At 67.7% G+C, this 7,772-nt stretch carries 11 protein-coding genes and 3 pseudogenes; 2 read left to right on the forward strand and 12 right to left on the reverse strand.

Translation table 11 applies throughout. The features are described 5' to 3' along the window. A pseudogene (locus TNMX_RS12960) lies at positions 1–363 on the forward strand (hypothetical protein); the annotation flags it as partial. A gap of 65 nt (positions 364–428) precedes the next feature. Here TNMX_RS12960 and TNMX_RS01025 read toward each other — a convergent pair. From TNMX_RS01025 to TNMX_RS01070, 10 genes are all read right to left on the reverse strand, one after another. Next, entirely contained in the window at positions 429–815 is a 387-nt protein-coding gene (locus tag TNMX_RS01025; protein ID WP_038028563.1) for a type II toxin-antitoxin system VapC family toxin, read from the reverse strand. Continuing rightward, complete coding sequence (locus TNMX_RS01030) at positions 802–1,029, reverse strand: ribbon-helix-helix protein, CopG family (protein WP_038028565.1); 228 nt, start codon at positions 1,027–1,029, stop codon at positions 802–804. Before TNMX_RS01030 ends, TNMX_RS01025 begins: the two co-directional genes overlap by 14 nt. Before the next feature lie 101 nt (positions 1,030–1,130). Further along, a complete protein-coding gene (locus tag TNMX_RS01035; protein ID WP_038028567.1) occupies positions 1,131–1,472 on the reverse strand; it encodes a hypothetical protein in 342 nt (113 codons plus the stop codon). Further along, positions 1,469–1,678, reverse strand: coding sequence for a hypothetical protein (locus tag TNMX_RS01040; protein WP_038028589.1), 210 nt, complete (start codon positions 1,676–1,678; stop codon positions 1,469–1,471). The genes TNMX_RS01035 and TNMX_RS01040 overlap by 4 nt, the downstream gene beginning before the upstream one ends. Continuing rightward, on the reverse strand, positions 1,671–2,168 hold the full coding sequence (locus TNMX_RS01045; protein WP_038028569.1) for a hypothetical protein: 498 nt from the start codon (positions 2,166–2,168) through the stop codon (positions 1,671–1,673). The genes TNMX_RS01040 and TNMX_RS01045 overlap by 8 nt, the downstream gene beginning before the upstream one ends. Before the next feature lie 10 nt (positions 2,169–2,178). Beyond that, entirely contained in the window at positions 2,179–3,027 is an 849-nt protein-coding gene (locus TNMX_RS01050) for a hypothetical protein (RefSeq protein WP_038028570.1), read from the reverse strand. Positions 3,028–3,067: 40 nt separating this feature from the next. Next, entirely contained in the window at positions 3,068–4,108 is a 1,041-nt protein-coding gene (locus TNMX_RS01055; RefSeq protein WP_052037879.1) for a hypothetical protein, read from the reverse strand. A 1-nt stretch (position 4,109) separates the two neighbouring features. Beyond that, positions 4,110–5,039 carry a toprim domain-containing protein gene (locus tag TNMX_RS01060; protein WP_038028573.1) on the reverse strand — a complete coding sequence of 310 codons (930 nt, stop codon included), beginning with the start codon at positions 5,037–5,039 and terminating at the stop codon, positions 4,110–4,112. A gap of 33 nt (positions 5,040–5,072) precedes the next feature. Next, positions 5,073–5,453 carry a hypothetical protein gene (locus TNMX_RS01065; protein WP_156919381.1) on the reverse strand — a complete coding sequence of 127 codons (381 nt, stop codon included), beginning with the start codon at positions 5,451–5,453 and terminating at the stop codon, positions 5,073–5,075. Beyond that, the gene (locus tag TNMX_RS01070) at positions 5,450–6,091 is read right to left on the reverse strand and encodes a LexA family transcriptional regulator (protein ID WP_038028586.1); all 642 of its coding nucleotides are present in this window, start codon (positions 6,089–6,091) and stop codon (positions 5,450–5,452) included. Before TNMX_RS01070 ends, TNMX_RS01065 begins: the two co-directional genes overlap by 4 nt. Positions 6,092–6,502: 411 nt before the next feature. Between TNMX_RS01070 and TNMX_RS13170 the strand changes: the two are divergent. Continuing rightward, positions 6,503–7,034, forward strand: a pseudogene (locus tag TNMX_RS13170) (hypothetical protein); the annotation flags it as partial. Here TNMX_RS13170 and TNMX_RS01075 read toward each other — a convergent pair. Beyond that, positions 7,013–7,198, reverse strand: a pseudogene (locus tag TNMX_RS01075) (transposase); the annotation flags it as partial. The pseudogenes TNMX_RS13170 and TNMX_RS01075 sit on opposite strands and share 22 nt — an antisense overlap. Before the next feature lie 190 nt (positions 7,199–7,388). Next, positions 7,389–7,772 (reverse strand): hypothetical protein (locus tag TNMX_RS12755; RefSeq protein ID WP_216593107.1); only part of this gene is annotated, 384 nt, incomplete at its 5' end.

Consider the following 7,772-nt stretch of genomic DNA (forward strand, 5'->3'; position numbering starts at 1 on the left):
GCCGTAGGCGAAAGCGGCACCATTTTACTGTTGTCCCCATCTGAGAACGGCATTGAATGGAACGAAGGCGAACACGCTGAATGGGAAATAAAAGCGGTTTCTTCTGGAAGTGGGCCGAACCTGTTCGGAGTGGTTCATGCATATTATCAGGACAGTTCATCCGGCCTTATTCAAAACATGGGAATGTTCATTGCTGTAGGCGAAAAAGGCACGATTATCCTCTCTGAGGATGGTCTAAACTGGGATCAAGTACACTCTGCCACGCAGGAAACCCTTTGGGGCATCGCTTACGGCTATGACTCGGGTTTAGTGGTGGCCGTTGGAGAAAACGGTACCATCTTAAATGGAGCACGGTCGGATTGAGCTAGGTTAGGGAGGTAGAAGGCCTTGGCCCCCAGGCTCAGGCCACCCGCCACTGGAGGGGCGGCTTACCCCAGCAGGACCACCCGGAGCTTCCCCTGGTAGCTCGCTAGGTCCCGATCCGCCGTCCAAAGCTCCTTGGCCCCCGCCTCCAGGGCAGTGGCCAGGATGAGGGCGTCCACCAGGGGGAGGTGGAGGCCGTGGGAGAGCCGGGCCGCCCTCTCTCCGATGGCCCAGTCTGGCCAGACCACCCGGCACACCGCGGGGATGGCCTGGAGGAGGAGCTCCGCGTCCTCCCGGTCCAGGGCCCCCTTGAGGGCCAGGCGGAGGAGTTCCACGGAGGAGAGGCCGGATACCACCCCCTCCTCCCCCTCCACCAGGGCCTGCCACTTGGCCTTGGCCCCCTCGTGCCCCTGGAGGAGGCGTACGAAGAAGCCGGTGTCAAGGGCGATCACGCCGCCCCTCCTCCAGAAGCTGGAGGGCCTCCGGGGCCACCCGGGCTTGCCCCGCCCGCCGCAGGACCTCGAGGCCCAACCTCTTCCTCTTGCGCTCCTTCAGGTAGGCCTCCAGGGCCTCCGCGGTGAGGGCGCTCATGGACTTGCCCTCGTTCTCCGCCGCTTGCCGGAGGAGGCGGGCCAGGTCCTCGGGGAGGTGCACGGTTAGGCGCATACAAGCAGAGCATAGCACATCTCCTTGCCCTCCGCCCCTGCCGTGAGGGTCCCGAGGGCTAGGCCACCCGCCACTGGGGAGCCTGCCGGAGGAGGGAGAGGCTACCGCCCCCCGCACGAAAGCCCCCGCACCGGGGCCTCGTCCGGCCTGGGGGTGTAGGGCGGGGGTGGGCCCCGGAAGGTGCATCCCCCGTACCCGCCCGTGAGGGCCCGCACGAAGGGGTAGAAGGCGGCGGTGTAGCCCCCCCTCCCGTTGGGGATGGGGGCCAGGAAGGCCCCCAGGAGGAGGAGGGCCGCCAGGGTCCACTTGGCCCGCCTCAGGTCCCCCATGAGCACCCGGTAGCCCAGGAGGACCACCGCCAGGACCCCCAGGGCCAGGACCAGGGCCACGGGTGGGGTGAGGGCGCAGATGAGCCGGTTGACGGCGCAGAGGACCTCGTTCATATGCCCAGTAGCCCCCTCAGGAGGGGCCGGGCGAAGGCGGCCAGGATGCCCCCCAGGAGGGCGGCGATGAGGTAGAGGATCCCCCGGTCCTTCTCCCCGATGGCGATGAGGAGGCCTCCCATGACCACGGCGAAGGCCACCAGGGCCAGGATGAAGCCCCTCGGGGGGACCAGGCTCCCCACCAGGTCGGCGAACTGCCTAGCCACCTCCAAGGGCCACCTCCCGCACCTCCACCCGGAGGCGGCTCCTCCGCACCGCCTGCCCCTCGGGCACCAAGACCACCACCCTCTGGGCCGTGGCCTCCAGGGGGTCCTTGCGCCGGGGGCGGCTTTCCAGGAGGCCCCGCTGGGCTCCCCCCACCACCAAGACCCGCTCCCCTTCCCCTTCCAAGACCGCCCGGCCCCCCTTGCGGCTTAGGACCCGGTAGCCTCTGGCCACCATCTCCTCCACCTGCCGCCGCACCAGGAGGGCGTCCTCCAGGGGGGCGGGCCTTGGGGTGTAGTGGCGGGTGAGGCCCAGGGCCACCCGGCCCCGGGAGGCGGGCACCAGGACGGGGCCCAGCCGGGTCATCACCGGCTTCAGGATGCGTTCCCGTAGGGCCTCGGCCACCAGGGCCTCCCCATACCGCTCCGCCGCCTCCTTCAGGGTGAAGGGCCCCTCGGTCCAGGGCCGGAGGAGCTCGTGGGTGCGGCTCACCGGGCACCTCCTAACGGCCGTCCCCCGTCTGGATCTCCAGGGTGGTGCCCAAAAGCCTCCGCTCCAGGGCGAAGCTCCGCCCGGGGCCCAGCTCCACCCCCCGCCACCTGAGGAGGAGCTCCCCAGGCTTTACCCCCTCCACCAGGATCACCCCGCTCTGCCCCTCCCCGGGGTTCAGCACCGCCTTCAGGGGATCCCGGCGCACGCTGAAGCGCAGGGGCTTCCCCTCCTGGAGGACCTCGAGGTCGTTCAGGGCAAAGCTCACCGGGTTGCGCCCCCGGTTCTCCAGGGTGAAGAAGACGCTCACCCGCCCCGAGGCGTCCGTGGGGGCCTGGACGGCGGTGGTGAAGGCCACCTGGGGGCCGGGGTCCTGGGGCGGCTGGTTGGGTGCCGGAGCCTCCACCTTAGGGGAAGCCTGCACCGGAGGAGCGGGAGGCGTGGGGGCCACCCCCTGCCCCGTGGGGGCGTAGGTCCCCCCCTGCCCCCGCCGGAGGAGGATCTGGTAGCGCCTCGGGTACTCCCCGGGGGCGATGCGCACGGTGAAGAGGAGGGTTCTCCCCCCCACCTCCACCACCAGGTCTGTCATCCCCGACTTCACCGGGACGGGACCCGTGGCCGTGCCCACCATCCCCGCCGAAAGGAGGAGCCGGGGGCCGCCGCCTTCGATCCTGAGGAGTTCCCGCTTAGCGCTGAAAGCGGCATCCACCTGGTCCCAGAAGTCCAGGACGGTGGTGAACCCCGGGCTCACCTCCAGAACGCCCGGGGAGCGCACCAGGTCTTCCGCGTAGTAGGTCTTGAGGACCACCTGGGCCTGGGCCAGGCCCGCCAAAAGGAAAAGGCCAAGGAGGGCGCTTCGCATACGCCCTTATGTTGCCACATATTTTGCCTATGGCGCAACCTTATGTTGCTATGTATGGGTCCAGGTGCCTTCCCAAAGCCCAGAAGAGGGCGGGCACCAGGAGCAAGACCCCAAGGAGGGGCGCCCCCAGGTAGAAGGCCAGGGGGGCGAAGGCCCCAAGCCAAAAGAGGGCGTCCCCCCAGGCCAGGGCGTAGAGCCTCGAGGCCTCCCCCAAGGGCAGGGGGCGGTAGAGGGCCAAAGCCCCCCACAGGGAGGGCAAAAGGGCCCAGGCCAGGGCCCCCGTGAGGGAGGCCTCCAGGGGGAAGCGGAGGGCCACCCCCAGGAAGAGGGTGAGGCTCACCCCGTAGACCACCCGCCGGAAGGCCCCAGTCCAGTCCCAGGCCGAGCCCCCCCGCTTGAGGAGGCGGTCCTGGGTGCGGAGGAAGCCCAGGGCAGGGACCAAGGCCACCAGGCCGGGCAGATGGGTCAAGGCGGCGTAGAGGACGAGGAGGGCGGGAAGCCAGACCAGGTGCCGGAGGGGGGAAGGAGGGGCCTGGGGCCTCGAGGGCTTGGGGGCCGGGGCGGGACGGGCAGGGGAAGGGGCTTCCCCGGCGGACGGGGCCACCACCTCCCGGTTGCGCCAGTCCCCGCCCCGCACGAAGACCGCGCCCCTGCCAGGGGGGAGCTTTGGGCTTCCCTGGGGAAGGGGTTCTTGGGCCTGAGGGGGCAAGGGTTCTGAGGGCTGTTCTGCGGCTGGAGAAGGCTTGGGGGAAGGGTTGGCGGGCAGGCGAAGCCGCACCTCGGGCCTGGGTCCCCCGCCCTCCAGGAAGCGGGCCAGGGCCTGCACCTCCCCGGGGGTGAGGACCCGGGGGAGGTGGGGCAGGTGCTCCTCCAGGCTCCCCAGGTGCAAGACCCCCTGGTGGTAGCCCCGCCTGGGCCCCCCCACCACCAGGGGCACCACGGGGAGGCCCAGGTGGGCGTAAAGCCTTTGCCCCAGGGCTTGGGCGGCTTCCGCGTCCTTGCCGATGGCGAAAACCCCCACCTCGGCCACCAGGGCGTGGCCGCCCTCGAGGGGGAGGAGGGCGATCTCCATGGGTTCCATACTAGGGCTCACCTCCCAAAAGCGCCTCCCCCACCCGGGCCAGGACCTCCTTCCTGAGGGCCTCCCGGCCCTGCCCGTGGGCCACCTCGCAGGCGTCCCCGCCCTCCAGGGGGGCCAGGAGGTGGCCCCCAAGCTCCTCCTGCCACCGCCTCCCGGCCTCCCGGCCCGCCTCGTCCCCGTCCAGGAGGAGGAAGGTGGGCCTCCCGTCGGGCTCGGGCAGGGTGCCGTTCACCCCGGCCACCCCCACCACGTCCAGGAGGTCCCCCAGGGCCAGGTAGAGGGCCACGGCGTTGAGCTCCCCCTCCACCACCAAGACCCCCGCCCGCCTGCCGAAGCCGGGCCCGTGCCAGGGGGGCGTGCCGCTCCCTCGGGCCAGGTAGCGGTAGCGGGCCCCCTCCCTCGGCTCCCTGTGGCGCACCTTCACCGCCACCACCCTGCCCTCCCGGTCGTAGATGGGCAGGAGGAGGTCCCCTTCCGGGGAGAGGCCCATGCCCAGGGCCACCGCCTCCCGCAGGCTGACCCCCCGCTCCCAGAGGACCTCAGGCAGTTCCTTGGCTTCCCGCAGGCGGGCCTGGGCCTCCCGCAGGAGGCGCTCCTGGTCCAGGGGTGGGGTAGGCTTGGGGCGGGTCCGCCGCACCGCCTTGGGGAGCTCCGGCAGGGGCCTCCGCCCCAGGAGGACCTCCACCGCCTCCTCCTTGCTCATCCCCGCCGCCCGGAGGAGGTGGTAGGCGTTGCCGCTTTCCCCGGTGGCGTGGTCCCGGAAAAACCAAACGCCCCGGGTTCGGAAGAGGGAGAGGGAAGGGTGGCGGTCCCCCCGCCAGGCGGCCCGGTAGAGGCCGGGCCTACCGGGTCTGGCCCCGGAATCCGGCCAGAAGCGGGCCACGAGCTCCGGGAGGTCCACCCTTTCGATGGCCTGGGTGAGCTCGTCCATGGCCCTCTCCGGGGGGCCAGAGGCCCCCAGGTTCTAGGCCGCTTCGGGGTCCAGAAGCGCCTCCAGGAGCACCCCCAGGCCCCCTCGGTCCAGGCGAACCCAGATGGCGGGCACGGCATCCTGAAGGAGGTAAACCTCCGCGGCCACCTCCGCCCCGGGCCGCTGGGAAAGCCCCACCACCTCTCCCCTCTGCAGGGCATGCCTTTCCTCCTCGCCCAAGGCGGCCCAAGGCACCACGAAAGCCTCCTCCCCCTCGAGGGGGCGCAAGTAGGTGCGCCCATCCGTCTCCTCCGTCAGGGTCTGGCGGTAGAGCTCCGGCCGGATGGCCACCGCCAAGCGCTCCTCCCTAGGCATGAGCGGGAGGACCAGATAGCGTACCTCTTTGTCCGTCTGTCCTGTCCAATCCTGCGTCATAGGCTGACCTCCTGGAAAATCCCAAGCCGCTTCAAGGCCTCCTTCCCCCTTAGGAGGAAGCGGAAAACCCCCTGCACCTCCACCTCCCCCGCGGGAAGGCGCAGGGTGGGGTAGGCGGGGTTGTGGGGCTTGAGCACCACCACCTCCCCCTCGGGGTAGACGTACTTGAGGGTGGTCCTCCCCCCGTAGAGCACCGCGGCGATCTCCCCCCGCCGGGGCCTCACCCCCCGCTCCACCACCACCACGTCCCCCTCCAGGAGGTACTCCGCCATGCTGTCCCCCTCCACCACCAGGGCGAAGAGGCCGGGCCAGCCGGGGAGGGCGATGAGCCCCTCCGCCTCCTCCAGGGCGAGCTCAGGGGGCCCCGCGGGGATGCGCCCCACTACGGGGATGGCCACCCCGGCCAGGAGGGCTCCCTCGGGGGTGAGCTCCAGGTGGGTGGGCCGGCCGTGGCCTCCGGGGTGGAGGCGGAGGAGGCCCTTCCTTTCCAGGGCTTCCAGGTGTTGCCTGAGGGTCTGGGGGCGGAGGCCCAGGGCCTTGGTGAGGTCGTGGGCGGTGGGGGAAAGGCCCTCCCGAGCCATCTCCGCCGCGGCCTTGAGGACCCGCTGCTGTCCAGGGGGGAGCCGGGTGGGGGCCATGGTGATACCTGTTATATAGCAGGTACATAGGGGAAGTAAAGCCCCCCAGGCGTTGTTTCGGTTCTATTCCGAAAAACCTCTTTCTATACTGAGAGAGGCCGTCACAAAGCGTTCAGAAGACTTTTTGAGTGAGCCTTACCGCTACTGGTTTGCTCCGTCCCCTGAGCTCATTGAAGTCATAGATGCCTTCTGGGTTCTTGGGATCGAACCTAGGCCGACCACCCTTGCCCCAAAAGCGGAAACCCATCTGGAATACGAGGACATAATCTACGGACCCTAACTCAAAACTTGCACTTATTCATCCCGCGAATATCTCCGCCTAAGGACCTCTTGAAGAGGGCCGCCGGATTCCCTTCGGATGAAGGGAAGCGGCCCAGTCTCTACTCTGCACTCTGCTCCCTCCTCGCCCTCCTGCCAACCCCCCACCTCCGCAAATCCCCCAAAGCCCTCTTTCTCCTTTCCCTCACCGGCCACGGCAAGGCCAGGTCCCAGCACACCAAGGCCAAATCCTCCTCCGCCCTCTCCTGCTTCCTCAACCGCTATCCATGGCCCACCCGTGCCCTCATTCCCCTCTCTGGGCTTCTCTGGGCTCCAGCGGCAGGGGCGCCGGGTGCACCTGCGGGGACTTTTCTTTCCCGTGTAGGCCAGCTGGTACCGCCATCCTTTGCCCGGGGGAGGGTGAACGTGGCGGTATGGGGTGGCCACCTTTCCCGCGGGTCCCCAGACCGTGCTGGTGTGAGGTCGGCGGCGATTTACGATAGAGCACTTCTTCCGGGCCATGAAGGGCGAGTTTTCCCTGGCCCGCTTTGGGCAGCGGACGGCTTTGGGGGTGCATCGGTTTCCCGTGTTGTCCCTCCTAGCCTACCCCCTGGCCCACTGGGTGAAGCTCTCTCCGGGGGGAGAGGGGCTTTCTTGGTGGGAGGCTTGGCGGAAGGCGGCGGCCTGCTGGGGGTTGACGACGGCCACAGGGAGGCCGGCCTCCAGGAGGAGCTCCAGGAGGGGGAAGTGATAGGGGCCGGTGGGTTCCAGGACCACCAGGTGGGGTCGGTGATGGCGGAGAGCCTGCAGGAGGGCCTGGCGGCCTTCGGGGGAGTTGGGGAAGCGAAGGGTACCCTGGAGGGAGGGGGCGAAGAGGGTGAGCATGTGGGATACGGCCGCTTGGGACCGGGTTGCTTTGCAGGAGAGGCCGGGATCAGGTGGCCGCCTAACACTGTCACAGGCGTTCAGGCCCGGCAAGACCTGCGACGGGTTCCCTCTCCCAGCCCAGATTGGAGATACATGCAAGTTTTGCGTTGATTCAGGATGTGTGCGCCCTCAAATATATCGGCAATTCTTCTATAGCATAAGCTTCCTTCAGTTTGAGCCGCTTGTATACCCGCCTATTTGTATTAGCAAGACTGTTGCCCATTTCTGTTCTTTCAGAAGCACTTACAAGCAAGTCTTCATCCGCCCACCCAGCCAACACCGCAACTCCTTTTTCGATAAACTCGTTTTCGTATTTTTTTATTTCATCTTTTTGAAGAAGGTATGCATCAGAGGAGCATGGTTTTCCAGATTGGTTCTCTATGTCATCAAAAAATGTGGGCTTATCTGGTAACCAGAAAAAAACCTGAATATGTACAGGTTTTATTTTTTCTGGATAAGCAATAATATTCATTTCTCTTATTTTATCCAAAACGAC

This window comes from Thermus sp. NMX2.A1 (assembly GCF_000511705.1).
Taxonomy (GTDB): domain Bacteria; phylum Deinococcota; class Deinococci; order Deinococcales; family Thermaceae; genus Thermus; species Thermus scotoductus.

Excerpts from the sequence above, each read along its gene's own strand:
- TNMX_RS01030 (WP_038028565.1), bottom strand. The coding sequence starts at position 1,029 with ATGCGCCTAACCGTGCACCTCCCCGAGGACCTGGCCCGCCTCCTCCGG.
- TNMX_RS01035 (WP_038028567.1), bottom strand. The coding sequence starts at position 1,472 with ATGAACGAGGTCCTCTGCGCCGTCAACCGGCTCATCTGCGCCCTCACC.
- TNMX_RS01050 (WP_038028570.1), bottom strand. The coding sequence starts at position 3,027 with ATGCGAAGCGCCCTCCTTGGCCTTTTCCTTTTGGCGGGCCTGGCCCAG.
- TNMX_RS01055 (WP_052037879.1), bottom strand. The coding sequence starts at position 4,108 with ATGGAACCCATGGAGATCGCCCTCCTCCCCCTCGAGGGCGGCCACGCC.
- TNMX_RS01060 (WP_038028573.1), bottom strand. The coding sequence starts at position 5,039 with ATGGACGAGCTCACCCAGGCCATCGAAAGGGTGGACCTCCCGGAGCTC.
- TNMX_RS01065 (WP_156919381.1), bottom strand. The coding sequence starts at position 5,453 with ATGACGCAGGATTGGACAGGACAGACGGACAAAGAGGTACGCTATCTG.
- TNMX_RS01070 (WP_038028586.1), bottom strand. The coding sequence starts at position 6,091 with ATGGCCCCCACCCGGCTCCCCCCTGGACAGCAGCGGGTCCTCAAGGCC.